The sequence below is a fragment of the Nitrosomonas ureae genome (assembly GCF_001455205.1).
Lineage (GTDB): Bacteria > Pseudomonadota > Gammaproteobacteria > Burkholderiales > Nitrosomonadaceae > Nitrosomonas > Nitrosomonas ureae.
Genome location: NZ_CP013341.1, coordinates 2,785,816 through 2,811,691 on the forward strand (window position 1 = coordinate 2,785,816; position 25,876 = coordinate 2,811,691).

General features: G+C 43.2%; 31 protein-coding genes and 4 pseudogenes. 20 read left to right on the forward strand and 15 right to left on the reverse strand.

Annotated elements, in window-relative coordinates:
* Positions 1 to 28: 28 nt before the first annotated feature.
* The 3 genes and pseudogenes from ATY38_RS13010 to ATY38_RS16680 form a co-directional block, all read right to left on the reverse strand.
* Positions 29 to 223 (reverse strand): annotated as a pseudogene (locus ATY38_RS13010) (IS3 family transposase); the annotation flags it as partial.
* A 16-nt stretch (positions 224 to 239) separates the two neighbouring features.
* Positions 240 to 1,322, reverse strand: coding sequence for an IS110 family RNA-guided transposase (locus ATY38_RS13015; protein WP_062557725.1), 1,083 nt, complete (start codon positions 1,320 to 1,322; stop codon positions 240 to 242).
* A gap of 266 nt (positions 1,323 to 1,588) precedes the next feature.
* Positions 1,589 to 2,503, reverse strand: a pseudogene (locus ATY38_RS16680) (IS3 family transposase).
* A gap of 287 nt (positions 2,504 to 2,790) precedes the next feature.
* On the opposite strand from ATY38_RS16680, the gene ATY38_RS13030 reads away from it, so the two are divergent.
* The 7 genes and pseudogenes from ATY38_RS13030 to ATY38_RS13060 all read left to right on the forward strand — a co-directional run bounded on the left by ATY38_RS13030 (position 2,791) and on the right by ATY38_RS13060 (position 6,082).
* Entirely contained in the window at positions 2,791 to 2,994 is a 204-nt protein-coding gene (locus tag ATY38_RS13030) for a cold-shock protein (protein WP_062559677.1), read from the forward strand.
* 186 nt (positions 2,995 to 3,180) lie between these two features.
* Positions 3,181 to 3,890, forward strand: a pseudogene (locus ATY38_RS15915) (IS1595 family transposase); the annotation flags it as partial.
* Between the two features lie 133 nt (positions 3,891 to 4,023).
* Complete coding sequence (locus ATY38_RS15600; RefSeq protein WP_176767938.1) at positions 4,024 to 4,275, forward strand: hypothetical protein; 252 nt, start codon at positions 4,024 to 4,026, stop codon at positions 4,273 to 4,275.
* Positions 4,276 to 4,289: 14 nt separating this feature from the next.
* Entirely contained in the window at positions 4,290 to 4,826 is a 537-nt protein-coding gene (locus ATY38_RS13045; RefSeq protein WP_062559680.1) for a hypothetical protein, read from the forward strand.
* Positions 4,816 to 4,998, forward strand: a pseudogene (locus ATY38_RS17190) (hypothetical protein); the annotation flags it as partial. The gene ATY38_RS13045 and the pseudogene ATY38_RS17190, both read left to right, overlap by 11 nt.
* A 121-nt stretch (positions 4,999 to 5,119) precedes the next feature.
* Complete coding sequence (locus ATY38_RS13050) at positions 5,120 to 5,536, forward strand: RHS repeat-associated core domain-containing protein (protein ID WP_158441785.1); 417 nt, start codon at positions 5,120 to 5,122, stop codon at positions 5,534 to 5,536.
* A 258-nt stretch (positions 5,537 to 5,794) separates the two neighbouring features.
* Positions 5,795 to 6,082: a hypothetical protein gene (locus tag ATY38_RS13060; protein ID WP_062559683.1), complete on the forward strand. Its 288-nt coding sequence runs from the start codon at positions 5,795 to 5,797 to the stop codon at positions 6,080 to 6,082.
* A 526-nt stretch (positions 6,083 to 6,608) separates the two neighbouring features.
* On the opposite strand, the gene ATY38_RS13065 is transcribed toward ATY38_RS13060, so the two are convergent.
* The gene (locus ATY38_RS13065; RefSeq protein ID WP_082632977.1) at positions 6,609 to 7,358 is read right to left on the reverse strand and encodes an IS5 family transposase; all 750 of its coding nucleotides are present in this window, start codon (positions 7,356 to 7,358) and stop codon (positions 6,609 to 6,611) included.
* Between the two features lie 327 nt (positions 7,359 to 7,685).
* Positions 7,686 to 8,075 (reverse strand): helix-turn-helix domain-containing protein, encoded by a 390-nt coding sequence (locus ATY38_RS13070; RefSeq protein WP_062559684.1) that lies wholly within the window; start codon positions 8,073 to 8,075, stop codon positions 7,686 to 7,688.
* 356 nt (positions 8,076 to 8,431) lie between these two features.
* On the opposite strand from ATY38_RS13070, the gene ATY38_RS13075 reads away from it, so the two are divergent.
* The 8 genes from ATY38_RS13075 to ATY38_RS13110 all read left to right on the forward strand — a co-directional run bounded on the left by ATY38_RS13075 (position 8,432) and on the right by ATY38_RS13110 (position 13,420).
* Positions 8,432 to 8,746: a hypothetical protein gene (locus ATY38_RS13075; RefSeq protein WP_062559685.1), complete on the forward strand. Its 315-nt coding sequence runs from the start codon at positions 8,432 to 8,434 to the stop codon at positions 8,744 to 8,746.
* Positions 8,747 to 8,823: 77 nt separating this feature from the next.
* Positions 8,824 to 9,843: a phage/plasmid replication domain-containing protein gene (locus ATY38_RS16690; RefSeq protein WP_144429464.1), complete on the forward strand. Its 1,020-nt coding sequence runs from the start codon at positions 8,824 to 8,826 to the stop codon at positions 9,841 to 9,843.
* 1 nt (position 9,844) lies between these two features.
* The gene (locus ATY38_RS13085; protein WP_062559686.1) at positions 9,845 to 10,036 is read left to right on the forward strand and encodes a hypothetical protein; all 192 of its coding nucleotides are present in this window, start codon (positions 9,845 to 9,847) and stop codon (positions 10,034 to 10,036) included.
* Positions 10,037 to 10,113: 77 nt separating this feature from the next.
* Positions 10,114 to 10,476 carry a major capsid protein gene (locus ATY38_RS13090; protein ID WP_062559687.1) on the forward strand — a complete coding sequence of 121 codons (363 nt, stop codon included), beginning with the start codon at positions 10,114 to 10,116 and terminating at the stop codon, positions 10,474 to 10,476.
* A gap of 53 nt (positions 10,477 to 10,529) precedes the next feature.
* Positions 10,530 to 10,844, forward strand: a complete 315-nt coding sequence (locus tag ATY38_RS13095; RefSeq protein WP_062559688.1) for a hypothetical protein — start codon at positions 10,530 to 10,532, stop codon at positions 10,842 to 10,844.
* A gap of 52 nt (positions 10,845 to 10,896) precedes the next feature.
* Positions 10,897 to 12,156, forward strand: coding sequence for a virulence factor TspB C-terminal domain-related protein (locus tag ATY38_RS13100; RefSeq protein ID WP_062559689.1), 1,260 nt, complete (start codon positions 10,897 to 10,899; stop codon positions 12,154 to 12,156).
* Positions 12,156 to 12,449 (forward strand): DUF2523 domain-containing protein, encoded by a 294-nt coding sequence (locus ATY38_RS13105; protein ID WP_013647557.1) that lies wholly within the window; start codon positions 12,156 to 12,158, stop codon positions 12,447 to 12,449. The genes ATY38_RS13100 and ATY38_RS13105 overlap by 1 nt, the downstream gene beginning before the upstream one ends.
* Positions 12,446 to 13,420, forward strand: a complete 975-nt coding sequence (locus ATY38_RS13110; protein WP_062559690.1) for a zonular occludens toxin domain-containing protein — start codon at positions 12,446 to 12,448, stop codon at positions 13,418 to 13,420. Before ATY38_RS13105 ends, ATY38_RS13110 begins: the two co-directional genes overlap by 4 nt.
* Positions 13,421 to 13,507: 87 nt before the next feature.
* Here ATY38_RS13110 and ATY38_RS13115 read toward each other — a convergent pair whose 3' ends face one another.
* Complete coding sequence (locus ATY38_RS13115) at positions 13,508 to 14,284, reverse strand: hypothetical protein (RefSeq protein WP_062559691.1); 777 nt, start codon at positions 14,282 to 14,284, stop codon at positions 13,508 to 13,510.
* Positions 14,285 to 14,588: 304 nt separating this feature from the next.
* On the opposite strand from ATY38_RS13115, the gene ATY38_RS13120 reads away from it, so the two are divergent.
* The gene (locus ATY38_RS13120; RefSeq protein WP_062559692.1) at positions 14,589 to 15,689 is read left to right on the forward strand and encodes an HNH endonuclease; all 1,101 of its coding nucleotides are present in this window, start codon (positions 14,589 to 14,591) and stop codon (positions 15,687 to 15,689) included.
* A 359-nt stretch (positions 15,690 to 16,048) separates the two neighbouring features.
* Here the strand turns inward: ATY38_RS13120 and ATY38_RS13125 are convergent, their stop codons facing one another.
* The gene (locus tag ATY38_RS13125) at positions 16,049 to 16,291 is read right to left on the reverse strand and encodes a hypothetical protein (RefSeq protein WP_062559693.1); all 243 of its coding nucleotides are present in this window, start codon (positions 16,289 to 16,291) and stop codon (positions 16,049 to 16,051) included.
* Positions 16,292 to 16,503: 212 nt separating this feature from the next.
* Between ATY38_RS13125 and chrA the strand changes: the two genes are divergently transcribed.
* The gene (gene chrA, locus ATY38_RS13130) at positions 16,504 to 17,871 is read left to right on the forward strand and encodes a chromate efflux transporter (protein ID WP_062559694.1); all 1,368 of its coding nucleotides are present in this window, start codon (positions 16,504 to 16,506) and stop codon (positions 17,869 to 17,871) included.
* Positions 17,872 to 18,204: 333 nt separating this feature from the next.
* Here chrA and ATY38_RS13135 read toward each other — a convergent pair whose 3' ends face one another.
* The 8 genes from ATY38_RS13135 to ATY38_RS13170 all read right to left on the reverse strand — a co-directional run bounded on the left by ATY38_RS13135 (position 18,205) and on the right by ATY38_RS13170 (position 23,190).
* Positions 18,205 to 19,179 carry a zonular occludens toxin domain-containing protein gene (locus tag ATY38_RS13135; protein WP_062559695.1) on the reverse strand — a complete coding sequence of 325 codons (975 nt, stop codon included), beginning with the start codon at positions 19,177 to 19,179 and terminating at the stop codon, positions 18,205 to 18,207.
* Complete coding sequence (locus tag ATY38_RS13140; RefSeq protein ID WP_062559696.1) at positions 19,176 to 19,469, reverse strand: DUF2523 domain-containing protein; 294 nt, start codon at positions 19,467 to 19,469, stop codon at positions 19,176 to 19,178. The genes ATY38_RS13135 and ATY38_RS13140 overlap by 4 nt, the downstream gene beginning before the upstream one ends.
* Positions 19,469 to 20,728, reverse strand: coding sequence for a virulence factor TspB C-terminal domain-related protein (locus ATY38_RS13145; protein ID WP_062559697.1), 1,260 nt, complete (start codon positions 20,726 to 20,728; stop codon positions 19,469 to 19,471). The genes ATY38_RS13140 and ATY38_RS13145 overlap by 1 nt, the downstream gene beginning before the upstream one ends.
* Before the next feature lie 52 nt (positions 20,729 to 20,780).
* Positions 20,781 to 21,095, reverse strand: coding sequence for a hypothetical protein (locus tag ATY38_RS13150; RefSeq protein WP_062559688.1), 315 nt, complete (start codon positions 21,093 to 21,095; stop codon positions 20,781 to 20,783).
* A gap of 53 nt (positions 21,096 to 21,148) precedes the next feature.
* Positions 21,149 to 21,511: a major capsid protein gene (locus tag ATY38_RS13155; protein WP_062559687.1), complete on the reverse strand. Its 363-nt coding sequence runs from the start codon at positions 21,509 to 21,511 to the stop codon at positions 21,149 to 21,151.
* Between the two features lie 77 nt (positions 21,512 to 21,588).
* Complete coding sequence (locus ATY38_RS13160) at positions 21,589 to 21,780, reverse strand: hypothetical protein (protein WP_062559686.1); 192 nt, start codon at positions 21,778 to 21,780, stop codon at positions 21,589 to 21,591.
* Between the two features lies 1 nt (position 21,781).
* Positions 21,782 to 22,801 (reverse strand): phage/plasmid replication domain-containing protein, encoded by a 1,020-nt coding sequence (locus ATY38_RS16695; RefSeq protein ID WP_235590302.1) that lies wholly within the window; start codon positions 22,799 to 22,801, stop codon positions 21,782 to 21,784.
* Positions 22,802 to 22,875: 74 nt separating this feature from the next.
* Positions 22,876 to 23,190 (reverse strand): hypothetical protein, encoded by a 315-nt coding sequence (locus ATY38_RS13170; protein WP_062559685.1) that lies wholly within the window; start codon positions 23,188 to 23,190, stop codon positions 22,876 to 22,878.
* A gap of 339 nt (positions 23,191 to 23,529) precedes the next feature.
* On the opposite strand from ATY38_RS13170, the gene ATY38_RS16260 reads away from it, so the two are divergent.
* From ATY38_RS16260 to ATY38_RS13185, 3 genes are all read left to right on the forward strand, one after another.
* Positions 23,530 to 24,030 (forward strand): helix-turn-helix domain-containing protein, encoded by a 501-nt coding sequence (locus tag ATY38_RS16260; protein WP_062559698.1) that lies wholly within the window; start codon positions 23,530 to 23,532, stop codon positions 24,028 to 24,030.
* A gap of 92 nt (positions 24,031 to 24,122) precedes the next feature.
* Positions 24,123 to 24,551: a hypothetical protein gene (locus tag ATY38_RS13180; RefSeq protein WP_062559699.1), complete on the forward strand. Its 429-nt coding sequence runs from the start codon at positions 24,123 to 24,125 to the stop codon at positions 24,549 to 24,551.
* Between the two features lie 162 nt (positions 24,552 to 24,713).
* Positions 24,714 to 25,769 carry an IS110 family RNA-guided transposase gene (locus ATY38_RS13185; RefSeq protein ID WP_062558878.1) on the forward strand — a complete coding sequence of 352 codons (1,056 nt, stop codon included), beginning with the start codon at positions 24,714 to 24,716 and terminating at the stop codon, positions 25,767 to 25,769.
* Positions 25,770 to 25,876: the final 107 nt, after the last annotated feature.

The window sequence follows — 25,876 nt, forward strand, 5'->3', positions numbered from 1 at the left end:
ATCTTGGGTAAATTGCCGGACACTACTGATATTCGGTAATCTCCTGGATGGCTTGTTGCCGTGTTTTGAATCTTCTATGATGCACCAGCTCGGTTTTAAGTATCCCCCAGAAGCTTTCCATCGGTGCATTATCATAGCAATCACCCTTACGACTCATGGAAGCAATCATGCCAAATTGTTGCAATACATTCTGGTAATCATGTGCACAGTATTGGCTGCCGCGGATGCCCTTCTAAATGTCAAGCTGCAATTTGTGCGCTATTGATTAAATTATTTCTCTTTCTCAAAGTGTAATATACCTCTCTTGCGATATAACGTTTAAGGCAACGAAGTGCTTCAAGTTTAGTGTGACCCTGAGTTAAACGCTTTTCAACATACTCTTTAGTTCTGGCGTCTATCCGCAATCGTCCTATAGCAATAATATGCAGCGCGCTGTTAGCCGCTCTATCACCCCCACGATTTAACCTGTGCCTATTGACCTTGCCTGATGAGGCAGGAATTGGATTGACACCACACAACGCCGCAAAGCTAGCTTCAGACTTTAAGCGTTCCGGATTGTCTCCTATGGTAATGAGTAGCTGTGCCGCAGATTCATATCCAATGGCTTTGCCTGTAATCAGTTCGGGGGCTAATTCATCAACAATGACGGAAATCATCACATCCAAATCTGCAATTTCGTCATGTAACTCCAAATATCGTCGTGCAAGCGATTTCAATGCAATTTTGTATGCAGTTGATATATCACGATACCCACTCAGATCTGGTCGCCAGGCAGCAAGGGTACGGATTAATTGCATTCGAGTCATTGTGCGTAGTGATTCACGAATCGCTTCTGGCGCAGAGATAATATTCATTTGGATCATTTGTAGTGCGATACGGCGAGCTGCAATGGCGGTCTTCCTACACATCTTGAGAACCCGTAGCGATTCGACCATGCCATCACGCGTTTTAGGTGTGACGGTGCGTATACCAGCAAATGCTGCATGCGCCGCATTTTCCGCATCAATTGTGTCGTCTTTACCACGTTTGCGCCGAATTGTTTTATCTGGTGCAGTAACCTCTAAAATTTCGATATCAAATTGTTGTAAATATCTTAACAAGCCTACACCATAAGTCCCTGTGCATTCTATTCCAATGCGCTTGACCTCACCAAAAGATTGCATCCAATCCAACATTGATTTATAACCCTGTCGCGTCGTTGGGAAAGAATTACTGGAAAGTACTCGATCATAGGCATCGACTATAGCGACGAAATGAAGATCTTTGTGTGTATCGACTCCCCCAACAATGGTTTGATGATTGGATAATGATTGATTATTCATTTTCGTTCCCCATTTTGAATACAGTTATTGATAGGGATTCACCCAAACCGATTGTCAGGACAAGACAGTAAAGAGATAAGCGATCAGGCCCTTCTTGGGTCACAGACAAAGGCGAGGTGAAACCTCACCGTCAGATGTTGCCAAGTAACCGACAGATCCGAGGAATGACACAAATTGTGGTCGATCAGAGTGGGGGTCAGGAAACTTGGCAACCCTTACGGCACCAGAGCTCCAATAATTACTCATTCAATAATTGAGTCAACTCATTATTGAAATCTGGTGCATGTATTCTTACTATCCGAGTGAGCAATGAGTCCTTTGTCCGGATGTTTTTTCGCTGTTGCACGAAATAATGCCTGTATAACCAGGCTCCTGGTCATTCTCTCATTCATGGCATAGCCTACCAGTTCTCCATTAAACAGATCCTTTACGCCAGCCAAATACAGCCAACCTTCGTCTGTAGGGATGTAAGTGATGTCACTGACCCACACTTTATCAGGTGCGTTAACAGCAAATTCCCGGTTCAGAATATTGGGCGCAACCGGTAAATGATGTTTAGAATCGGTGGTCGCCTTGAATTTCAGTTTTTGCTTACAACGCAAGTTCAATTTCTTGCGCAATGTTCTAACGCGGTATGGCGTGGTTTGTACTCCGTGATCCGCCAAGTCATAATGCAAGCGCTCGGCATTGTAGGTCTCTCGTGTACGTTGGTGTGCGGCCAGTATTTCTATTTCCAGTCTTGTATTCTCCTGCTTACGTTTACAGACCGGGCGAGTCCTTTGGGCATGAAAGCCGCTCTCGGAAACATCAAATGCCCGGCACATGAGCGCAATCGGATATTTTTGTCGCATCGATTCAATCAGACCCTCTTTCACCACCAAATGTAACAACTAAGCTTCGCGAAATACGTCACACATTTTTTATAAAATCACGCTCCATCTTGACTTCTGCTAATTCACGTTTAACTCTGGATAGCTCTAACTCAAGTTCAAACAGCGGCTTCTGATGCTTGCCTACTGTAGTGAGCTCTCCTCGTTTGTCAGTATAAACCCAATTCTTTAGTGTCCCTTGGGGTAACGACAGCCGTTTTGCTGCTTCAACCAGAGTCAATCAACTTTCTTTAAAAACTTAACTGATTGCTCCCGAAATTCCTGACTATATTGGGTGCGGGGTAATTCCATTTTCACCCTCCATTTCATGTCTTCATTTTATGAAACTTCGGATTCCTTGAAAATCAGAATACCTCACGTTTGAATTAGCCGCATTTAATAGTTGAACTCGCAAGGAGGGAATAAATTTAAGGCAGCTTATATTTCCGTATTATCTTGACTGTTAGCTTTAATTGGCGTATAATTAATTGTTGCAATGAATTTGTTTCAAAGTTTTTGCAGTACTGGTATTCCATGTGCAATCTTCGATTCAAATAGCTTTACGGAAGCTTTCCGTATTTTTTAAAGGAAGTAAACACATGGCAACAGGTACAGTAAAATGGTTTAATGATGATAAAGGTTTTGGATTTGTTACGCCCGATGATGGAGGTGTGGATTTGTTTGCGCATTTTTCCGCAATTAATATGGGTGGCTTCAAGACACTGAAAGAAGGTCAAAAAGTTTCTTTTGACATAACCCAAGGTGAGAAAGGCAAACAAGCAGCCAATATCCAAGCTGCTTAATTTCGATTTCTGAACTAATAAAAAACCCAACCATTTTGAGTTGGGTTTTTTATTATGTGGAACTGTTAAACACGTTTTTGAACGAGTCAATCTGAGTATGTATGCATTAAATTAATATATGCCTATGAGCCATTTTGAGTTTAATTTGTCCTAAGCCGCAAGATCAACAGAATAAGAGAGTAAGTGATGAAAGGCAAGGAACTGAATTTGTTGGAGTGGCAAAAGCATTATGGGACGTAAGAGGCGTGCGCCCGAGCACTATTTCAGCAACGCTGGCGAGAAGGATTTCGCTGCTCGTACTGCGGACATGATTATGGTTATGCCATAACAATCCATCATAGCTGGGAATGCAGTTGCTGCCATAAACAATCCGCTGACTGCCGGAACGTTGTTTCATTCAACCAATCTGTCGTTGGTTAAGTGGTTTTGGGCAATTTATCTGTTAGCTTCAGATAAAGGCGGTATTTCTGCGTTACGTTTATCGAAGCGGATGAATGTATCGTGGATTACGGCCAGTCGGATGTTGCGCATGATTCGAATCGCCATGGGGCACCGGGATAGCATCTATCGGCTAGAAGAATTGATTGAAATTGACGACGCACTGATAGGAGGCGACAGACTGGGGGAAAGCGAGGGCGGGGGTGCCGAAAGAAAAACGCCGATACTAGTGGGCAGTTGAGAATCGAAGCAAGCGAACTGGGTTTATTGCTATGCAGCAAGTTTCAGGCATTAACCGGAAAGGGATACCGCAATTTGTAAAACGACATCTCTCGCCTGATCAACGGGTGCGCAGTGATGCGTTGCCCTCGCTGGCTGAGATCGGAAAAACTCAGAACCATGATGCCCGAGTAACGCCACCCCATAAAGCTGGAGAATGGTTACCTTGGATACACCTTAAAGCATTGTAAATATCGGAGTAAAAATGTACCACTGAGGCGCACTAGATTTCGCGGGAATGGCGGAACAAAAGTGTACCAGTCTTGAAGCCTGTAAGCTGATGCGATAAGCATCAAGTAAAAGGCGATGAGGATGTATACAGTGGAACTATATGTGAAGATTCGACGAGCGGTGATGGTGGATGGCAGAAGTGAACGCGAAGTTGCGCGATATTTTGGAATTCACCGCCAGACAGTCAAGAAGATGTGCCAATATGCAGTACCGCTAGGCTATATAGTCGCAAGAGCGAGCCGGTGTCTACTAAGCTTGGCCCTTTCACAACCCCCCCGCTATAACTGGGGGACGCCATTAACCGGCCCACCAAGCGTGCCCACGTCACTGTGAACGGGGTTCCCGGTGTGGCCCCCGCATTGATCTGGAGCTACGATACCGGCGGAACCAACGGCATCGGCCGCTTGACCGGTATGTCGGATGAATCCGGTTCCACCAGTTTCAGCTTCGGCCGCACGATACAGATGACTTACCCTTACGGCACGCAGGTAACTACCGCGTATGGTGCTGATGGCCGCCCGAACGAGATCCGCGTCAATGGCAATCTGTTATTAGCAATATCGTCTATCAACCGTTTGGCGAGCCCAAGAGCTGGGTGTGGGGTAATAACCAGGCGTATGCGCGCAGCTTCGATTCCGACGGTCGACTCAAAACCCATCGCGTGGGCAAGCGATACCCGCACGCTGACTTATGATGCCGCCAACTGCGTCATCAATACAGCCGACACCAACCCGGTATATAACCGAACCTATGACTATGACGCATTGAATCGGCTGACCAGCCAGTCGGACAACACCAGTTTCTTACTGTGGGATCGATGCCAACAGCAACCGTACCAACACGCAATTCGGCAGTGCCAATCATCTTTATACCCTGACGACTGACAGTAATCGTTTACAAAGTGTCGCGGGTCCGGTGATGAAGACTTACACCTATGATGCAGCCGGAAATCCGTTGAGCGATGGCGCTACCACTTTTACCTGGAATGTTGCTGGCAAGCTTTCAACCACGGTCAATAACGGCAAGACGCACGCGTACCGATACAATGCCCTGGATCAACGCGTCAGCAAGAATGGTCCATTGGGCTCGAAGTTTACTTTCTTCTATGACGAAGCCGGGCAATTGATTGGTGAATATCGCGACAATTCCACCACTGCCACACCGACGGATGACTGGGTTGGTCAGACAGGAAACCATCTGGCTGGAAGATATTCCGGTGGCCGTGATCCGAAAACCCACCGCAACCGGGCCGATTCAGACTTACTTCATTCATGCCGATCATCTCAATACCCCCAGAGTGATTGTTAATCAAGCCAACAATGCCGTCTGGCGCTGGGAGAATACCCACACATTCGGTGCCAACTTGCCTGATGAAGACCCGGACGGCAACAGCCAATTATTCGAATATCATCCCAGATTCCCGGGACAGTATTTTGATAAAGAAACGAATTTTCATTACAATTATTTCCGATATTATGAACCGGAGACGGGAAGATATATCAGCCCTGATCCCATTGGACTGGCTGGTGGGTTGAATACTTATGGGTATGTGAACGGGGGGATCCGTTGTTGTTTGTTGATCCGGATGGATTGAATCCTCGGTTGATTTATGAAGTAATAATAAAATCAGCCAATAAAATAAAGAAAATCTGGGATGATCTGGATTTTGACGGCGCTAACCCTGGACTACAGCATGGAAATGGCAGGGTGTGTCAAGTGAGATACAAAAAGAAGCCTGTAATAAGACTAGATTACCAACTCTATCCTGGTACAAAGGGAGAATCGCGCCTCCATCTTGATTTCGATTCACTTGGTATCAAACATGTACCGCTAGATCCTCGGCGATTATTTGATGAGTAAAATTATGAACCACACAGAAATTGAGAAACTTGTGTTAATAATGGAATCGTCTTTTTCTGAAAAAATTGATGATGCAATTGTCACTGAGTATTGGAGAAAATTTGATACCGATTTTGTAGAAGATAAGTTACTCGGTGAAGCATGGAATGAGTTTACACACTATGTAACGGATTACGATTTAAGAAACAGTGATCCTGAATACGAAGAGCATATGAGAAAAGAATTATTGAAATATATTGAGAAAATAAGAAAAAAATACTTAATTAGCTCATTGAGGTGAAAATAAATCTAAATTGCTGATGCCATTGGTATGGGCAGAACCCATATTGTATTTGTGGCAAATATTCCGTGAATTCGATATCTCAAGCCTAGCAAGAGCTATTGGAAATGATCCAGAAACAGGTGGTAAGTGAATTATGCAATTAAAGTTGCACACAAAGCAAAGACTCGGCGCGGGAAGTTAGGTCCCGATGGTAATCCGTTACCTGGCCAAGGTATGTCGCGTCATCGTTCATAGGAGGGTTTGTAATGAATGATCTAGTTTTACCAATTCTTATAGCAGAAGGATTAGATATTAGTATCTTTCAGTCGACAGAAGCCGCTTTACAGTCATTAGAACCCTAGTGGGTCGAAGAAAAATTAGGTAGTGTTGTATGATGCTCAAAGACGTCATATCGCTTTAAAAGCTGAGAATCATCGAATCACAATTTTAATGTGGGAAGCAGAGCCAACACATGCAGGTGAGCTTAAATCTTTGCTAAGGGATTTTTTGAAATTTTCAAATAACCCTAGGGTCTGTTGACATTTCACATAGGTAGCCACAGATATCCACATGCCATGGCTACCATACTCTCAAAATTTCTCTTCAGTTTGTCGTATCGTGTCGCTACTGCCCGATACTGCTTTAGCCGGGCAAAAGCATTTTCCACCAAATGTCGGTATCCATACAAACCCCAATCCATATCTGCGTTGCCCTTCAACGAGTTGCGCTTTCTCGGTATCACAGCTCGAGCCCCTTTCTTCGTTATCTGTCCTCGTATACATTCGCTGTCATAGCCTTTGTCCGCAACAATCGCTTTCGCGTCAGGCAGTTTGGCAATCAAATCAGGTGCTATAGAACAGTCATTGACTTCTCCACCGGTGATTTCAAAATCGGCTGGTAAACCATAACTATCAACCGCCAGGTGAATCTTTGTGGTATTGCCTGCGCGGCTTTTCCCGATCGCCTGCGGTTCCTTGTCCGCTGCGCCTGCACTATGCTGGTGCGCTTTAACATAGCTGCCATCAATAAATTCCCATTCACAATCCGGATCAATAGACAACGCCTTGAAAATCCTTAACCATTTGCTGCTTAATGACCACGCATTGAATCTTTTGTAGATGGAATTCCAGCTTCCAAATGCCTCAGGCAAGTCTCGCCACGGGCAGCCAACCCGCATTCGATACAGCATACCTTCTACTGTCATGCGCAGATTGCGCTTGTTATATATCGCTTCTTGAAGCAGAATCTTCTCCAGCTTCGACCAGAACTCATCACTGAGCATCAATCGGGGCATCGCAAACTCGTTTTGTTGGTGGTATGGGAACCCCAATATTACGAGTTTGTTTCTATCTATTAAATACTTATCTCAAAACGTCAACAGACCCTGGCGGAATTGATTTAAATTGCGATTTACCATGCTTAATTACAGAATGTCGAAAGATCCTTAAAAGCTAATTAATTGTTTTATTTCTGTTGAGCGTTAAATTTTCGCGTTATTTGGCACTAATCAATATAAAAATAGCTTTTAGCTCGTTTCAAATTATTTGTCCCAAAGTTTCAAAGTAATTGTCCGCTGTCAAAAACGTTTAGAAGCTTATAGAAAAAATCTGAAAGATAATCGCTATTCCTCCTGAATTTCTTGCGCCTGCAATTGCGTATAATTTGTATTATTGTATATTGATTGTTTAAAACCCGCATAAACAGGGCTTGTTTGTAAAAGTGTCAATATTGAAATGACAATTGCGGCCGCTGTCACGCTTGCTGCTCTAGTAAAACAACTCTCCAAAATCTTCCTTTTCTTCTCGTCTTTTTCGGTCACCAGGTTACTTGCCGCGATCACTTCCAAGCGATCTGCTCCTATGTAGTCTGCTAAAACTATGCAAGTTTCTATCGGAAATCCTTTTTTTCCAGCTTTAACCATTCTTATATAACTTGCTGTAATTCCTAACATATTTGCAAGTTCAGTTTGTTTTCCTGCTTTTCTTTCTGCTTTTTCGATGTAGTTTTTCATATTTATAGTCCATTTGTCCTATTGACAGCAAATATTTGTTTGCTTTAATGTAGCATCTGTTTGTTTGCTATGTGATGACGCAACAATCATATAGTTCAAGTTTCCACATGTCAAACGGGGGTATTAATGAACAGTTACTTTCAAGCCATAAAAGAATGTACAGACAACAGCCAATTTCCAGAATTAGGCGACTGTTGGCGCAACTACCACCCTGATGCAATCCTTTCAGATAGTGATTACTCAGTTTTAACCGAAACACAAGATTCACAGTAACAGCGGTTCAGTGTTGAGCGATGACGCAAGGAAGAGCGAAACACTGAACCATTATCTTTTTAATCATCAACGGAGCATAAAACATGAAAATCCAAGTACTCGGCGTAAAACGCATGTCCGGAACCGCAAAAGAATCAGGAAACCCCTTTGAAATGGCCGCACTGCTGGCCATTGTCCCTATTGAGCAAGTATCAGGTTCTAAATTCAACGTTCAAGGCTACGGCTATGAAGTCGGTGAAATGCTTCTTGAACCCGAATCTATAAAACAATTTGAAGCTTTCAAATATCCCTGCGCTTTGGAACTCACGATGGAATTGGTCAATTATCGCGGCAAGATTTCACAGATTGTTACCGGTACCACGACACCTCAACCGGTCAAGTCAGTTTCCAACGGCTAGTAACACTACGCCGTTCATTCCCATTTTGGGAATTTTTAATAATCTGTGATCAATTTTTTGAGTCTTTTTAAACGAGCATGGCAAATGAAATCTTTATCGATTGGATCACCATTTCTCAGCTACATACAGAGTCAGAACCGTTCCCGATTTTCACCGGGGGAATCAACGTCGACTATGACCCCCTCGGCAATGCTCGCTTTGAAAGAGTTCGCCCCGCGCATTTTAAAGGATCATTTGAAACAAGCATCAGAATCAAAAGTGATGGTCGTCATATATCACTCAGTGGAAACGCAGGCAGGTTTTCTCGTAAAGACAACCTTTTCAACTGCGGATGGGAAGAAACTCTTAGGAAATGTAATCGAATACTGCTGGATCGCGGCTTGCCAGCTTTCACTTCCGGACAAGTTCGCAATGCAATTGGTCAGGCAGACACCCCATCTGCGCGAGTATCACGCCTCGATCTCACCGCCAACTTTGAGACGGGTTCAGAATCTCAAGCTCGCCATCTCATCAAATGGCTTGCTACACGATCAGTTTCAAGAATGAAAAAAGGCCGCGCAGGGGATGAGTCCGTATGGTGGGTTAATTCCCGGCACATGCTTAAAGCTTACATTAAACATATTGAAATGCTAAAACATGGCTGTGAGTCCGATGATCCGGCTTATTTATTTTGCAAAGAAAAAGGAGTCGTAAGGGTGGAAATTGAACTGAAACGCAGATTATTAAGCGATCTTGATATGGTTGAGATTGAAAAAATCACTGATGAAAAGCTGATTCAGGTTTTTCATGAACAAACTGAAATATTCAATGCTGTTGATCGTAGCGATGAGCCGGACATTCTTGATGCGATACCAACCAAAAGCAGGGTACACGCTGCCGCATGGATGGCCGGGCAGGATTTACGGCAATTGTTAAGCAATGGCACTTTTTACCGTCATGCGCGAATCTTGCGTGATTACGGCATTGATATCACAGAGCCGCGCAACGTTGAAGCTTTCCCGGTCAAGGTGCGCATCGTTGAAATGAAACCGCTTTCAATGCCCGATTGGTACAGCCTTGAAGATGATCAACCACACCTAAAAGCAGTAGGGGAATAATATGAAACTCAAACACGTCTCAAAAAATATGCGCCAACTTTATAAAGAACTTATTGGTATTCGTGATACTGCTCAGCGATCTCGTATTGAGGGCAGTACTCCTCAGGTTTCATTCACTAAGAAACACGAATTACAAATTCAATCTATTGAGCGCATGGAAAAATATTTAAGTCCTTCAAAAATTCGTGAGTGATTCCAGCCTATACGCGCAACAAAAGGGCGCGTATGGGGTGCAATCCCGCACCGTTTAATTTTTAGGAGTAATTCATTATGTTGAAAGCTTTAAAAAACATCTGCAACAAAACAAAAGATGTCGTGATGACTATCGGTTCCAAAGTAGCCCAAAGAATCAAGCGTGAATGTCACACTTTCATGCTTAAATTGAGCAAACTATCAAACGCTTGCAAAGAAGTTTCTCAAAAGGCAATTGAAGGCGAATATCTCGGCAAAGGTGGCCTGATCGTCGCTGGAAGTGCCTCTCTCACCTTCGCCGGTAATGCACTCGCAGCAGTACCGGAAGGCGTTACCATCGCAATCACATCAGCCGCCACCGATGTGGCAACCGTGGGTGCTGCCGTGATACTGGTTCATATCGGTATTAAAGTCTGGCGTTGGATTAGAAGCGCATTCTAATCCGACTCACAAGGGGGCGTTTCGCCCCCTTCAACACCTCCGGACTTCAAATTATGGGCTACAAATACCAAGCGGTTTGTCATGACACGCTCTATGACTTCCATGTCGCATTTGCTCAAAGTTGCCACGCATCAGGATCAGGTCAATTAGGCGCCATCTATCTTTCCTGTACTGCTGATTCAGGTGGATATGTAGTCATGCAATCCTATAATGCTTCAAACGGCACTCCAGGTACAGCATGGAATTACACGCCGCAAGCCATACCATGCGAAGTCTCTCTCACCAACCAAACCGGCTTCATGTGGGAACTGGCATTGATCCTGATTGCTGGCTTCTCCATTCGGGCAATCATCAAGGCATTTCAATAATGGAAATTTGGCTCTATGACTTCTTCTATCTACTCGCTTTCATGGGTGCGCTATGGCTAATTTTCACCGCTTACTAACAGCAATTTTCTTCTGTTTGTTTTTTTGTTCTCCGGCATTATCGCAATCCGCACCGGTCGGCGCCATCGACCTGGCCGGATGGATCAAAGGCGCTGACGGTGCCTATACCAAAGCATTCGGCGAATCGGCAAAAATAACGCTCTCAAGTCCACCCGGCGGCATTTCAACCACATCAACAGCACTAATCAACACATCAAAAGGCATTCAAGCAATGGATATTGTTAAAACCGCCGCTGTGGATGTCGGCAGGGTGGGCGCATCCGTTGCTAATTTAGCCAAGCGGGTTGGACCCGTCGGCATGTCACTGACTGCTGTATCCCTGGTTTGTGAGTTAACAAACATTTGTAATGATGCAGGACAATGGGTTTTAAGCAATGTTGACTTCGGTGGCACACCTGGCAGCTATGGCTCATGCCAGGAAGCCATAGGATTGGCAGCCGGGGCTAACTGGCAAGCTTGCACCGACATTAATAACGCCATACCTAACGGTTTTTGGTTTCGTAGTCCGGCACAGCCTGATTCATCAGCCGGATGCACCGGTCACGGTGGAACCTCCTGGACATATACCGGTGTTATCTACACCTGCACCAATCCACCCAGAACAAGCGCACCGCTTCAGCCGGAATCCTGGGATTCCAAAGCATCGCAACTCAACGATGACCGCTTCGTCCCTGAACTCATCGGCAAAGGTGAAAGTGTCCCTTCCAACGTTCCAACGCTAACACCCGATCAAAAGAAAGGGCTTGGCCTCGAATCAAAACCCACCCGGGATTCAAGCGGCAACGTAACAGGGCGCGAAGACACCACCACGGAAATAGAAGCCGTTGACGCGGGTACCACGGACAATCCGGGGCGCGTCATTATCAAGGAAACACAAACGACGGTTAAATACGACATCAATAATAACCAAATCAGCAGCACCACCAACACCAGCTACAGCAGCCAGCCGCAACCGGACAAACCGCAGCAGAACTTTGAAATCAAGTTCGATGAAGTGCCACCGGCAGAACTGCAAACGCATAACGTTCAAGCCACATTAACCGGCAATAGCTGGGGGGAGGGAACCTGTCCGCCGGATATCCCTATCGACATTTCCTATTACCCGATGAATCTGGTCATTCCAACGGCGCCAGTCTGCGATACCGCAGAAAAGATCAATCCACTCGTTTTATTACTCGCATCGATTGCCGGTGTGTATATCGTCTCCGGCGTTCGCAGCACGGAGGTTAAATAATGTTTAATCTACTGATTATACCGCTCGGCGCTTTCCTGACATCGAGCATCGGCTTTCTAGCTGTTCGCGCCTTGTCGGGTCTTGGTATTGGCGTTATCAGCTATGCGGCCATCACTGTTGCGCTCGATGCGCTGTTCTCGCAAGCGCAAGGCTATTTCAGCGCCATACCTTACTTTGCCTTGCAAACCTTAAACCTTGCCGGATTTGGCCAGGGTTTAGGGATCATCATGGGCGCAATCACATTCCGCATGACTTTCGTACTGTTGCCTAAACTGGGAGTGATACCAAAATGATCATCATACTGACGGCAACGCCTGGCTGCGGAAAAACCAATCACGCCGTATGGAGCCACATTAAACCGGCGGTGGAAAATGATCGAATCGTCTACGTTTGCGGCATTCCGGATTTAAAGCTGATGCACATCAAATTATCCATTGCCAAGCTCAACACCTGGGCGGAACGCACTCCAATCGATCCGGAAGAACCGGAAGGAAAGCAAAAGCTCAACAACATAACCGAAGGCAGTCTCATTGTTGTCGATGAAGCCGCTTATCCGTGGCCGGCCATCGATCTGAAAGATCCTCCGGAGTACATCAAATATCTTTCCCAACATAGAAAACACGGGCTTGATTTCCTGGTTATCACGCAATCGCCCAAGTTCGTGCATCCGTTCGTACTGGAAAATGCAGATAGGCATATTCACCTGAGCCAGGAATGGTCTGGTAATAAGCAATATGAATGGTCGGAATACTGCGCTAACCCGAAACTGAAAACCAACAGAGCGAATGCAGTTAAGAAACCGTACAAACTGGAAAAGAAAGCTTTCGAATTGTACTACTCAGCCAGCCTGCATGTAGAAAAGCCAAAACGCGCGATTCCTAAAATGGTTTATGCCGCAATCTTCCTATTATTCGCAGTTCCGGCGATGGCCATGATCACTTATGGGCGCATTACTGACCGTCTAGCCGATCCGATGCAAGAAATTGCCTCAAATGAAGAGGAAAAAACCAACAAATCGAAGCAGGGCGATGATATGCCCCCAGGAAGCGTAATTCCGGTATCTCAACCTGTCATTGCATTACCGAATACAAAAGAATCGCTTTCAATGCTATCTGACGCGGTCGATTGGTCGCAAGTTGCCGCGTGCGTCTCAAGCAAATCAAATTGCATCTGTTATGGTCATCAGGCGCAACGTTTGAATATTGTTCCGGATACTTGTAATGCGGCTATTAATTATGGGTGGATTGTGACGAATAAACTTTAAATAAAACAAGGAAATATCTTTGAAAAGATTCTATTTATCCGATTTAATGCTAACATTAGGTGAACTTATTGGATTTTCTAATAAGTCTTACAGCTTTTTATCTTCCTTGTCTAGAATCATTTTTCTAATTGCTTTAACCGAATTTTGAATTTTTAAATCTACAGAATTGGAACAATCTTTATTATGGTCCCAAAAGGATTTCAAGACAAATTGTTCAACATCATTCTTACATTCATTAAATTGATCTTCACTTAGAAACTTAAGCCAATTTAAATTTAAATGCTTTTCCTCTCCTTCTTTTTTAGGAGTAAGATATTCAAAAGTTAATTTTTTTATCTTTTCCATTCCTTCGTTTTCAAGAGCATTTTTGTAAAATGTCTGGGTACAAGCTACCCCTGTAAAATCTAAGGATTCGCAAAGATTAAAAGCATCAATTATTCCTTTACCAGCAAAACAATTTTCTTCTATTAAATAATCTCCTTCATGAAGCGCTCCGCGGATCGGCAATCCGTTAACAAACATTTCTTTTGTAAAATAAGCTGATACAAAAATCATTGCCTTACGAGCTTCATTATCCTGGTATTCTGAAACTCTTAGCGGTAAAAAAAATACTATCGTATCAGAAAAAATTATTGTTTTTAATTGCTTAGAAATAGAATTTAATTCCTCCCAATCTGTAGAATCTACTTTTGATCCTCCTTTTCGTTTTTTTACAATATTTTCAAGTACATTAATAGACTTGCGAGGTACGGAATTTACTATTTTTAAAGTTTTCTGAGCATTCTCAATTACATTATTGTTATTTAAAAAGTTTTTATATCCCAAAATATCAAAGAAACCAATTAATCCATTTAATTTATCCATTTAAAACCTTATTGTTTTATTTAAGACACATTTGATTTCTGTAAAATGTTATAAACATTTGCTCATATAAATAATTAAATCATACTTATTGCATTGACTAGTAGCAAATCTTGAAAGGAGGCTCCGAGGCTCGGCCACAGGCCGAATGTAGGAGTTCTCAAGTTTGCGTAAACGGGTATGTTCCCTCTTTTCTAACTCCTCTATCAGCAAACTATCCGAATTTTTACCGCTCTAGAAAACGTATAATATATGTAAAAGAGCGGCACGCGTTTTCAATGCTTAACATCCTGATTGCTCCACCATAATGAACCCACTTTGCCCATACTGCCGAAAACATAAAGCTAATAGCAAAGAACATATCTTTTTAAAATTTTTTGGCGGGGTTACCTATATACGCGCATGTGCCACGTGTAATAATAAATTTGGAAGTGAATTTGAGGGAGTTATCAGTAAACAACTAACTCCTTTGATTGTTAGCCTAATGATTAGTGGAATGCCTTTTCCCACAAACCTTAAATGGAGAGGAGCATTCATTCACCCAGATAATGGACTAAGCTTCGATTTAAGCGACAAATTAAAGTTCACCCTTTCTCACGTTAAAGTCACTAAGGATGACCAAGGTCGGGTTATACATTATCAGGCTTCTAACCTTGAAACCATCAAATTACTCAAGAAACAACAACTTTCAAAAAAGCTTATTCCAAAAGAATTTGTAATAAAAGAATCTACTGAAAGAATTAAGGCTCCCACTCTTATTTCTAATTACAGTCTTGATGAAAACTTCTTTCGTTTTATTTTAAAAATGTGCGTTTCTTTTTGTCGATATATGCAAATCGATGAATTTGTAATTGAAGACAGTCTTCTTCTCTACCTTCTAAAAGAAAAGGACAATTATCATGAGGTACGCAGAGATTTAAATTATTATCCTGTCTTTGATGATTTGGTGCCTCCATTATCGCATGTAATATATGTCGAAGCTTCTCCTAAACAAGGAAGGGCTTATGCAATAGTTCGATTATTTGGAGGTTTATTTCAATTTTCAACGACCCTTTTTCAAAACTATAGTGGTGCTCCTTTTTCAGGCATTGGCATATTTAATCCCATAGATTATTCGGAGGACTTCAAAATCATTGAACCGCTTGATATTCAACAACCATCACAACGACTATTTAGATTTATTGCTATTTATTTTGAAAGGAATATATTAAAACGTACAGACAAGCAAGTATATGAATTGTTTGGTGAGAAAAGAGTTAAATTTTATACTTCTGATTACCGTGAAATATTGTCACAAATATGTATTTGCTGTGATGGTAGTTATTATCATTCATATACCCCCGGTTATTTAATCATTATTAACTTAAATATCCCTTTAATTACAATTTCGAATATTTTCCATTATTAATTCAAGGTAAATATTTAAAATTTCTTCACGTATTAAAAATGATCTCACTTCTTCTATTAATTATGTTTTCAAAGCTCAATAATCTTTATTGGCGTATCCGTTACACCTGTAACAAATCAGAAAAGCGAAAATTTTACAGATATGTTGCAAAAGAAAAAAAACGCCTGATTGAATCAGGCGCTGATAAAGAGGAGTTGCGTTTGCTTTGTAGAGCGCTCAGTAATACGTTAAATTTACACGCCGAGAGGAGACTTTCACAATACCGAAAAGAGCGTTTTGTAAGTAATTGAATATTAACACTATTAAATTTATCATTTTACATAATACAAATTATACGCAATTGGGAAGGAGAAAAATATTCAGGAGAAAGGCGGATTTTCTGTCCGATTTTTTCTGTAAGCTTCTAAACGTTTTTCAGCATGAACGTTTATCCTGTTAGCAAGCACACGACAAATCAAACGAAGTTCCTCACGATCCACGCCTGATTCAATCAGGCGTTGTTTTTCCTTGAAAACATAGCGATAGTATCGACGCTTAATCGATTTATTTCGATGATAGCGAATCTGCCAATAAAGATTTTTTAACTTTGCAAAAATAGACAAGATTGGAATCTCCGGACAAGATCAAATAAACTTAGCGGCAGGCTTAGTAAAATATAAACCCGTTTATCAAAGTGGTAAGTGGCTATACATTTTTATAAATATTATTACAGCTTGATGCTATAATCGCACCCCGGGGATTCAGCAGCCTCCCCAATCTAAGACGGTTTTCGTCCAAGGTCTGCTTCTATATTGGATAATTCCAAGGAGAAGTAATGGACGAATCACATAAGAATATTTCTAGTTCTGTCGATGCAACCCCACCCAAACAAGTAACATTAGCCGAGGCTTTTTGGTATTGGTTAAAGCTTGGATTTATAAGCTTTGGAGGCCCTGCAGGGCAAATCGCAATCATGCATCAGGATCTTGTTGAGCGCATGCGTTGGATTTCAGAGCGACGCTTTTTGCATGCTCTCAATTATTGCATGTTACTGCCTGGCCCAGAAGCTCAGCAGCTTGCAATTTACATAGGGTGGTTATTGCATCGTACTTGGGGTGGAATTATTGCCGGAGTGTTATTTGTATTACCTTCCTTATTCATTCTCATCATACTTTCATGGGTTTATGTAGCTTTTGGAGATGTTTCCCTTGTAGCCGGTATTTTTTATGGGATAAAACCAGCGGTGACAGCAATAGTAGTTCAAGCAGCTTATCGAGTGGGATCCCGAACAATTAAAAACGGTCTTTTGTTTTCTGTTGCAATAGCTTCTTTCGTTGCAATTTTTGCTTTTAAAGTTCCGTTTCCGATAATTGTTGCAACAGCGGCTCTCATAGGCTTTATTGGTGGTAAATTCATGCCACAACTATTTCATATCGGTAATGCACATTCGAAAGCAAATATTTCTTATGGCGCTGCACTAATTGATGACCACACGCCTCCGCCTGAGCATGCACGTTTTATCTGGTCAAGATTAATTTTAATTGTATTTGTAGGAATAATGTTTTGGTTGCTTCCCATGAGTTTATTGACAATGAGTTATGGTTGGGAACACACATTTACTCAAATGGGTTGGTTTTTCACGAAGGCTGCATTACTGACTTTCGGCGGCGCTTATGCAGTTTTACCTTACATTTATCAAGGTGCAGTTGAATTCTATGAATGGCTTTCACCAGCTCAAATGATTGATGGCTTAGCACTCGGAGAAGCAACTCCAGGGCCATTAATAATGGTAGTAGCGTTTGTAGCTTTTGTTGGTGGATATGCAAAAGAACTTTTAGGATCTGATATGTTGTTTTTGGCAGGCGCTTTTTCAGCCGTGATTGTCACTTGGTTTACATTTCTGCCATCATTTATTTTTATTCTTGCAGGTGGCCCTATTGTCGAGTCAACACATAACGATTTAAGGTTCACAGCACCATTAACCGCTATCACGGCAGCAATTGTTGGGGTTATTCTAAATTTAGCGCTGTTTTTCGGATATCATGTTTTATGGCCGCAAGGTTTCAGCGGCACATTCGATTGGATATCAGCATTGATCGCTTTAATAGCAGCGGTTGCTTTATTCCGATTTAAACGAAACGTACTTGAAGTAATTTTCGTTTGCGCTGTTATAGGGCTTTGTGTGAAAACAATTTTTATATAAAACTGTTCTCCAAGATAGTGGGTTTTAAATGGATTGGCGGCACGGCAAAGCCGCCGACTATATTTGACCCGTTTACGCAAACTTGAGAACCCCTACGTTTTGCGGCAAGCCGCAAAGCCTCGAGGCCCCCTTTCAAGATTTGCTACTAGTCATTTTCTGTTTTTAAGGACATCCTCATCTTGAAACTCCTTTGAATCTCCGAACAAAAGTTCAACAAATCGCTTTTGTGAAATGATGCGAAAAAGACGCAGAAAGAAAACAATAAAAAAATAAGTCCAACACCAAATAGATTCGAATATTTCAGATACATTTTTCATAAAACCCTCTCCAAGTTTAAAGCTTATTAGTAACAATCCACCCATAATTAATAGCCGCATTGCAAGTATCCGGAACAATATTCAATCGTTGCGCCTGATGGCCATAACAGATGCAATTGGCTTTGCTGGAGACGCACGCGGCAACTTGCGACCAGTCGACCGCGTCAGATAGCATTGATAGCGATTCTTTTGTACTCGGCAATGCAATGACAGGCTGAGATACTGGAATAACGCTTCCTGAGGGCATATCGTCGTCCTGCTTCGATTTGTTGGTTTTTCCCTCTTCATTTGAGGCAATTTCTTGCATCGGATCGGCTAGACGGTCAGTAATGCGTCCATAAGTGATCATTGCCATTGCCGGAACTGCAAATAATAGGAAGATTGCGGCATAAACCATTTTAGGAATTGCGCGCTTTGGTTTTTCTACATGCAGGCTGGCTGAGTAATACAATTCGAACGCTTTCTTTTCCAGTTTGTACGGTTTCTTGACTGCATTCGCTCTGTTGGTTTTGAGTTTCGGATTAGCGCAGTATTCCGACCATTCATATTGCTTATTACCAGACCATTCCTGGCTTAAGTGAATATGCCTATCTGCATTTTCCAGTACGAACGGATGCACGAACTTGGGCGATTGAGTGATAACTAGGAAATCAAGCCCGTGTTTTCTATGTTGGGAAAGATATTTGATGTACTCCGGAGGGTCTTTCAGATCGATGGCCGGCCACGGATAAGCGGCTTCATCCACTACAATGAGACTGCCTTCCGTTATGTTGTTGAGCTTTTGCTTACCTTCGGGTTCTTCCGGATCGATGGGTGTGCGTTCGGCCCAGGTGTTTAGCTTGACAATCGATAATTTGATGTGCATCAGCTTTAAATCCGGAATGCCGCAAACATAGACGATTCGTTCATTTTCAACCGCCGGTTTAATGTGGCTCCATACGGCGTGATTGGTTTTTCCGCAGCCAGGCGTTGCCGTCAGTATGATGATCATTTCGGTATCACTCCCAGTTTAGGCAACAGTACGAAAGTCATGCGGAAAGTAATCGCACCCATGATGATCCCTAAGCCCTGGCCAAATCCGGCAAGGTTTAAGGTTTGCAAGGCAAAGTAAGGTATAGCGCTGAAATAGCCTTGCGCTTGCGAGAACAGCGCATCGAGCGCCACATTGATGGCGGTGAAGCTCAAAACGCCAATACCTAGACCCGACAAGGCGCGAACTGCCAGAAAGCCGATGCTCGATGTCAGGAAAGCCCCGAGCGGTATAATCAGTAGATTGAACATTATTTAACCTCCGTGCTACGAACGCCGGAGACGATATACACACCGGCAATCGATGCGAGTAATAAAACGAGTGGATTGATCTTTTCTGCGGTATCGCAGACTGGCGCCGTTGGAATGACCAAATTCATCGGGTAATAGGAAATGTCGATAGGAATATCCGGCGGACAGGTTCCCTCCCCCCAGCTATTGCCGGTTAATGTGGCTTGAACATTGTGTGTTTGCAGTTCTGCCGGTGGCACTTCATCGAACTTGATTTCAAAGTTCTGCTGCGGTTTGTCCGGTTGCGGCTGGCTGCTGTAGCTGGTGTTGGTGGTGGTGTTGATCTGGTTATTGTTGATGTCGTACTTAATTGTCGTTTGTGTTTCCTTGATAATGACGCGCCCCGGATTGTCCGTGGTACCCGCGTCAACGGCTTCTATTTCCGTGGTGGTGTCTTCGCGCCCTGTTACGTTGCCGCTTGAATCCCGGGTGGGTTTTGATTCGAGGCCAAGCCCTTTCTTTTGATCGGGTGTTAGCGTTGGAACGTTGGAAGGGACACTTTCACCTTTGCCGATGAGTTCAGGGACGAAGCGGTCATCGTTGAGTTGCGATGCTTTGGAATCCCAGGATTCCGGCTGAAGCGGTGCGCTTGTTCTGGGTGGATTGGTGCAGGTGTAGATAACACCGGTATATGTCCAGGAGGTTCCACCGTGACCGGTGCATCCGGCTGATGAATCAGGCTGTGCCGGACTACGAAACCAAAAACCGTTAGGTATGGCGTTATTAATGTCGGTGCAAGCTTGCCAGTTAGCCCCGGCTGCCAATCCTATGGCTTCCTGGCATGAGCCATAGCTGCCAGGTGTGCCACCGAAGTCAACATTGCTTAAAACCCATTGTCCTGCATCATTACAAATGTTTGTTAACTCACAAACCAGGGATACAGCAGTCAGTGACATGCCGACGGGTCCAACCCGCTTGGCTAAATTAGCAACGGATGCGCCCACCCTGCCGACATCCACAGCGGCGGTTTTAACAATATCCATTGCTTGAATGCCTTTTGATGTGTTGATTAGTGCTGTTGATGTGGTTGAAATGCCGCCGGGTGGACTTGAGAGCGTTATTTTTGCCGATTCGCCGAATGCTTTGGTATAGGCACCGTCAGCGCCTTTGATCCATCCGGCCAGGTCGATGGCGCCGACCGGTGCGGATTGCGATAATGCCGGAGAACAAAAAAACAAACAGAAGAAAATTGCTGTTAGTAAGCGGTGAAAATTAGCCATAGCGCACCCATGAAAGCGAGTAGATAGAAGAAGTCATAGAGCCAGATTTCCATTATTGAAATGCCTTGATGATTGCCCGGATGGAGAAGCCAGCAATCAGGATCAATGCCAGTTCCCACATGAAGCCGGTTTGGTTGGTGAGAGAGACTTCGCACGGGATGGCTTGCGGCGTGTAATTCCATGCTGTACCTGGAGTGCCGTTTGAAGCGTTATAGGATTGCATGACTACATATCCACCTGAATCAGCAGTACAGGAAAGATAGATGGCGCCTAATTGACCTGATCCTGATGCGTGGCAACTTTGAGCAAATGCGACATGGAAGTCATAGAGCGTGTCATGACAAACCGCTTGGTATTTGTAGCCCATAATTTGAAGTCCGGAGGTGTTGAAGGGGGCGAAACGCCCCCTTGTGAGTCGGATTAGAATGCGCTTCTAATCCAACGCCAGACTTTAATACCGATATGAACCAGTATCACGGCAGCACCCACGGTTGCCACATCGGTGGCGGCTGATGTGATTGCGATGGTAACGCCTTCCGGTACTGCTGCGAGTGCATTACCGGCGAAGGTGAGAGAGGCACTTCCAGCGACGATCAGGCCACCTTTGCCGAGATATTCGCCTTCAATTGCCTTTTGAGAAACTTCTTTGCAAGCGTTTGATAGTTTGCTCAATTTAAGCATGAAAGTGTGACATTCACGCTTGATTCTTTGGGCTACTTTGGAACCGATAGTCATCACGACATCTTTTGTTTTGTTGCAGATGTTTTTTAAAGCTTTCAACATAATGAATTACTCCTAAAAATTAAACGGTGCGGGATTGCACCCCATACGCGCCCTTTTGTTGCGCGTATAGGCTGGAATCACTCACGAATTTTTGAAGGACTTAAATATTTTTCCATGCGCTCAATAGATTGAATTTGTAATTCGTGTTTCTTAGTGAATGAAACCTGAGGAGTACTGCCCTCAATACGAGATCGCTGAGCAGTATCACGAATACCAATAAGTTCTTTATAAAGTTGGCGCATATTTTTTGAGACGTGTTTGAGTTTCATATTATTCCCCTACTGCTTTTAGGTGTGGTTGATCATCTTCAAGGCTGTACCAATCGGGCATTGAAAGCGGTTTCATTTCAACGATGCGCACCTTGACCGGGAAAGCTTCAACGTTGCGCGGCTCTGTGATATCAATGCCGTAATCACGCAAGATTCGCGCATGACGGTAAAAAGTGCCATTGCTTAACAATTGCCGTAAATCCTGCCCGGCCATCCATGCGGCAGCGTGTACCCTGCTTTTGGTTGGTATCGCATCAAGAATGTCCGGCTCATCGCTACGATCAACAGCATTGAATATTTCAGTTTGTTCATGAAAGACTTGAATCAATTTTTCATCAGAGATTTTTTCAATCTCAACCATATCAAGATCGCTTAATAATCTGCGTTTCAGTTCAATTTCCACCCTTACGACTCCTTTTTCTTTGCAAAATAAATAAGCCGGATCATCGGACTCACAGCCATGTTTTAACATTTCAATATGCTTAATGTAAGCTTTGAGCATATGACGAGTATTTGACCACCATACCGACTCATCCCCTGCCCGGCCTTTTTTCATTCTTGAAACTGATCGCGAAGCAAGCCACCGGATAAGAGAACGGGCTTGAGATTCTGAACCCGTCTCAAAGTTGGCGGTAAGATCGAGGCGTGATACTCGCGCAGATGGGGTGTCTGCCTGACCAATTGCATTGCGAACTTGTCCGGAAGTGAAACCTGGCAAGCCGCGATCCAGCAAGATTCGGTTACACTTCCCGAGCGTTTCAAGCCATCCGCAGTTAAACAAGTTGTCTTTACGAGAAAACCGGCCAACGTTTCCACTGAGTGATATATGACGACCATCACTTTTGATACGGAGGCTTGTTTCAAATGATCCCTTAAAATTCGCGGGGCGAACTCTTTCAAAGCGAGCATTGCCGAGGGGGTCATAATCAACGTTGATTCCCCCGGTAAAGATTGGGAACGGTTCTGTTTCTGTATGTAGCTGAGAAATGGTGATCCAATCGATAAAGATTTCATTAGCCATGCTCGAAAATTAGAACTAAAAATTGATCACAGATTTAAATTACTGCCAATTTGGCAGTGAACGGCGTAGTGTTACTAGCCGTTGGAAACTGACTTGACCGGTTGAGGTGTCGTGGTACCGGTAACAATTTGTGAAATCTTGCCGCGATAATTGACCAGTTCCATCGTGAGTTCCAAAGCGCAGGGATATTTGAAAGCTTCAAATTGTTTTATAGATTCGGGTTCAAGTAGCATTTCTCCAACTTCATAGCCGTAGCCTTGAACATTGAATTTAGAGCCTGATACTTGCTCAATAGGAACAATGGCCAACAGTGCGGCCATTTCAAAGGGGTTTCCTGATTCTTTTGCGGTTCCAGACATTCTTTTCACGCCTAGTACTTGGATTTTCATGCTGTATGCTCCACTGATGATTAAAAAGATAATGGTTCAGTGTTTCGCTCTTCCTTGCGTCATCGCTCAACACTGAACCGCTGTTACTGTGAATCTTGTGTTTCGGTTAAAACTGGATAATCACTGTCTGAAAGGATTGCATCGGGGTGGTAGTTGCGCCAGCAATCGCCTAATTCTGGAAATTGGCTGTTGTCGGTACATTCTTTTATGGCTTGAAAGTAACTGTTCATTAATACCCCCGTTTGAAACATTGAATTATCAATCTCAAATATGGTACAGTTGCAAAAACAACTGCAAATTAACAGTTGCGATAACAACTGTCAATAGGACAAAACGACTATGGAAATGAAAAAATATATTGAATTAGGTGAGAAAAAAGCAGGAAAACAAGTCGAGCTTGCAAGAATCCTCGGTGTAAGGGATAGCACAATCAGACTTGTAAAAACTGGACATAGTCGGTTACCTGATGCTTTATGTATTAAGTTAGCTGACTATATTGAAGTTGATCGATTAGAAGTCATTGCAGCAAGCAATTTGATGACAGAAAAAAATGAAGAAAGAAGAAAAATATTTGAAAGTTGCTTCACAAAAGTGGCTAGTTTTACGCTCGCAATTTTCATTTTTAGTGTCATTTCAATAATGACACCTCCCCCCGCTAATGCAAGCCAGCAAAGGCTTTCAGCCGTCCCGTATGCAGAAGTATTTGTATTATGTAAAATAGATTATACATTCCTCAAACAGTGGAACAATAAATGTAAATTATTTTTAAGTAGCAATTTTCCTTTCAAAATCCCTTTCAGCGTTCAATTCTTTTTGAATGTCCTTACACTTGATAAGTGATGTAAACTTTTTAAATCAATATCAAAAGCGATTCTAATTAAGCAGTATTTTTTCTCAAAAATTGCCAAGATAAAGTTTTTCGCAGAAATAAAATGGAATATCTGATAAATAGCCTTGACTGCCAAGAGATCGAAAGAATTACCGGTGAGGATCTAAAAACTATTAAGCAATGGAAAAAAGGATATAGAAAGGTTCCTGTTTCAGCAATTCGTCTATTAAGGCTTTATATAGACGGAGAAGCAAGTGCATTATTGGGAAAGGAATGGGATGGGCATATCTTCCGGAATAATCTGCTCTTCATTCCTGAATGGCGGCGGGGATTAGCACCATCTGAAATTAGATCATTGTTTTGGCAAGGCCAGCTTGTATCCAGCCTTAAAACTGAAATTGAATTACTTAAAAAAGAATTAGAAAGGCGCAATCTTGAAATCGATAATCTTGAGGTTAAAGCTGATTTTTATAGGCGGCAATTAGTGCTTGAAAGTCGTTTTGGTTTAATTTTGCAAAGAAGTTTTAATTAATATTAGCATTATGCCAATTAATGAAAAATGCAATTTTTTCTCTGTAATAATTTTCTTCATTAGAATTGAGGTAATGGAATGGACGCCCACTACCCTAAACGGCATCGAAGTGCCAAAGTAGTAGTGCAATAAAGCCCACTAAATAAGAGAGGAGCGTCCGACATGAAGATTACAACGATAGGCATTGATTTGGCAAAAGAAGTATTTCAGATTCATGGCGTGGATATGTATGGTAAGGCGTTGCTGCGCAAGCAGTTGCGCCGTAGCGAGATGTCAAAGTTTTTTGCCAATCTGGAGCCTTGCCTGATTGGGATGGAAGCCTGCGGTAGTTCACACCATTGGGCGAGAAAGCTGTGCGAATTTGGGCACACCGTCAAGCTCATGTCACCCCAATTTGTCAAACCCTACGTCAAGACCAACAAGCATGATATGGCAGATGCGGAAGCGATCTGCGAAGCGGTAAGCCGACCCAACATGCGTTTTGTATCGATCAAGAATATTGAGCAACAAGCCATTTTGTCAGTGCATCGTGCCAGGCAAGGTTTCGTCAAAGCCAGAACCGCACAGGCAAATCAGATACGCGGCCTGCTTTCTGAATTTGGTATTGTTATCCCACAAGGGATCCGTTCGATTATCAATCGGGTGCCGGATATTCTGGAAGATGCTGGAAACGATTTACCAGGATCAATGCGTCATTTACTGAAACAGTTGAATGATCATCTCAAACAACTAAGTCGACAAATAGAAGAGTTGGAATTGCAGATCAAGCTGTGGCACAAGGAGAACGAAGCCAGTCAAAGATTGGAAGCTATTCCCGGTATTGGCCCGATTACGGCGAGCGCCATTGTTGCAACAGTTGGAAATGCCACAGAGTTCAAGAACGGCAAGCAACTTTCGGCATGGTTTGGATTGGTGCCAAAACAGTGCTCCAGTGGTGGCAAGCAGATATTACTCGGCATCAGTAAACGTGGCGACACTTATCTGCGCACTTTGCTGATTCACGGAGCAAGAGCAGTCATCCGTTTTGCTGAAAATAAGGAAGAACCAGAAAGCTGGTTGCGTAAACTGATAGCTCGACGCAACAAGAATATCGCTGCTGTTGCACTAGCGAATAAAAATGCTCGTATTATCTGGGCGTTGCTCGCCCAAGGCACAACATTCCACCATAATCGCGCTACGACATCAGTTGCTGCCGAGCATGATTATGGTGTTGCATAGAAATTTATTGATAGCACTGCAGCAGATTTAAGGAGAAAAATTTCAACCGATTGCACGGGCAATCATGACAATGATGGCGAAACTGGTCAGACCGTGAGTAGCTAAAC

What these genes read in the sequence shown, in the direction of transcription:
- ATY38_RS13110 (WP_062559690.1), top strand. Translation starts at nt 12,446, where the DNA reads ATGATCATCATACTGACGGCAACGCCTGGCTGCGGAAAAACCAATCAC.
- ATY38_RS13180 (WP_062559699.1), top strand. Translation starts at nt 24,123, where the DNA reads ATGGAATATCTGATAAATAGCCTTGACTGCCAAGAGATCGAAAGAATT.
- ATY38_RS13115 (WP_062559691.1), bottom strand. Translation starts at nt 14,284, where the DNA reads ATGGATAAATTAAATGGATTAATTGGTTTCTTTGATATTTTGGGATAT.
- ATY38_RS13155 (WP_062559687.1), bottom strand. Translation starts at nt 21,511, where the DNA reads ATGTTGAAAGCTTTAAAAAACATCTGCAACAAAACAAAAGATGTCGTG.
- ATY38_RS13085 (WP_062559686.1), top strand. Translation starts at nt 9,845, where the DNA reads ATGAAACTCAAACACGTCTCAAAAAATATGCGCCAACTTTATAAAGAA.
- ATY38_RS13065 (WP_082632977.1), bottom strand. Translation starts at nt 7,358, where the DNA reads ATGCCCCGATTGATGCTCAGTGATGAGTTCTGGTCGAAGCTGGAGAAG.
- ATY38_RS13160 (WP_062559686.1), bottom strand. Translation starts at nt 21,780, where the DNA reads ATGAAACTCAAACACGTCTCAAAAAATATGCGCCAACTTTATAAAGAA.
- ATY38_RS13140 (WP_062559696.1), bottom strand. Translation starts at nt 19,469, where the DNA reads ATGTTCAATCTACTGATTATACCGCTCGGGGCTTTCCTGACATCGAGC.
- ATY38_RS13060 (WP_062559683.1), top strand. Translation starts at nt 5,795, where the DNA reads ATGAGTAAAATTATGAACCACACAGAAATTGAGAAACTTGTGTTAATA.
- ATY38_RS13100 (WP_062559689.1), top strand. Translation starts at nt 10,897, where the DNA reads ATGGCTAATTTTCACCGCTTACTAACAGCAATTTTCTTCTGTTTGTTT.
- ATY38_RS13185 (WP_062558878.1), top strand. Translation starts at nt 24,714, where the DNA reads ATGAAGATTACAACGATAGGCATTGATTTGGCAAAAGAAGTATTTCAG.
- ATY38_RS16695 (WP_235590302.1), bottom strand. Translation starts at nt 22,801, where the DNA reads ATGGCTAATGAAATCTTTATCGATTGGATCACCATTTCTCAGCTACAT.
- ATY38_RS13105 (WP_013647557.1), top strand. Translation starts at nt 12,156, where the DNA reads ATGTTTAATCTACTGATTATACCGCTCGGCGCTTTCCTGACATCGAGC.
- ATY38_RS13095 (WP_062559688.1), top strand. Translation starts at nt 10,530, where the DNA reads ATGGGCTACAAATACCAAGCGGTTTGTCATGACACGCTCTATGACTTC.
- ATY38_RS13150 (WP_062559688.1), bottom strand. Translation starts at nt 21,095, where the DNA reads ATGGGCTACAAATACCAAGCGGTTTGTCATGACACGCTCTATGACTTC.
- ATY38_RS13030 (WP_062559677.1), top strand. Translation starts at nt 2,791, where the DNA reads ATGGCAACAGGTACAGTAAAATGGTTTAATGATGATAAAGGTTTTGGA.
- chrA (WP_062559694.1), top strand. Translation starts at nt 16,504, where the DNA reads ATGGACGAATCACATAAGAATATTTCTAGTTCTGTCGATGCAACCCCA.
- ATY38_RS13015 (WP_062557725.1), bottom strand. Translation starts at nt 1,322, where the DNA reads ATGAATAATCAATCATTATCCAATCATCAAACCATTGTTGGGGGAGTC.
- ATY38_RS16690 (WP_144429464.1), top strand. Translation starts at nt 8,824, where the DNA reads ATGGCAAATGAAATCTTTATCGATTGGATCACCATTTCTCAGCTACAT.
- ATY38_RS13090 (WP_062559687.1), top strand. Translation starts at nt 10,114, where the DNA reads ATGTTGAAAGCTTTAAAAAACATCTGCAACAAAACAAAAGATGTCGTG.
- ATY38_RS13170 (WP_062559685.1), bottom strand. Translation starts at nt 23,190, where the DNA reads ATGAAAATCCAAGTACTAGGCGTGAAAAGAATGTCTGGAACCGCAAAA.
- ATY38_RS13120 (WP_062559692.1), top strand. Translation starts at nt 14,589, where the DNA reads ATGAACCCACTTTGCCCATACTGCCGAAAACATAAAGCTAATAGCAAA.
- ATY38_RS13145 (WP_062559697.1), bottom strand. Translation starts at nt 20,728, where the DNA reads ATGGCTAATTTTCACCGCTTACTAACAGCAATTTTCTTCTGTTTGTTT.
- ATY38_RS15600 (WP_176767938.1), top strand. Translation starts at nt 4,024, where the DNA reads ATGTATACAGTGGAACTATATGTGAAGATTCGACGAGCGGTGATGGTG.
- ATY38_RS16260 (WP_062559698.1), top strand. Translation starts at nt 23,530, where the DNA reads ATGGAAATGAAAAAATATATTGAATTAGGTGAGAAAAAAGCAGGAAAA.
- ATY38_RS13135 (WP_062559695.1), bottom strand. Translation starts at nt 19,179, where the DNA reads ATGATCATCATACTGACGGCAACGCCTGGCTGCGGAAAAACCAATCAC.
- ATY38_RS13070 (WP_062559684.1), bottom strand. Translation starts at nt 8,075, where the DNA reads ATGAAAAACTACATCGAAAAAGCAGAAAGAAAAGCAGGAAAACAAACT.
- ATY38_RS13075 (WP_062559685.1), top strand. Translation starts at nt 8,432, where the DNA reads ATGAAAATCCAAGTACTCGGCGTAAAACGCATGTCCGGAACCGCAAAA.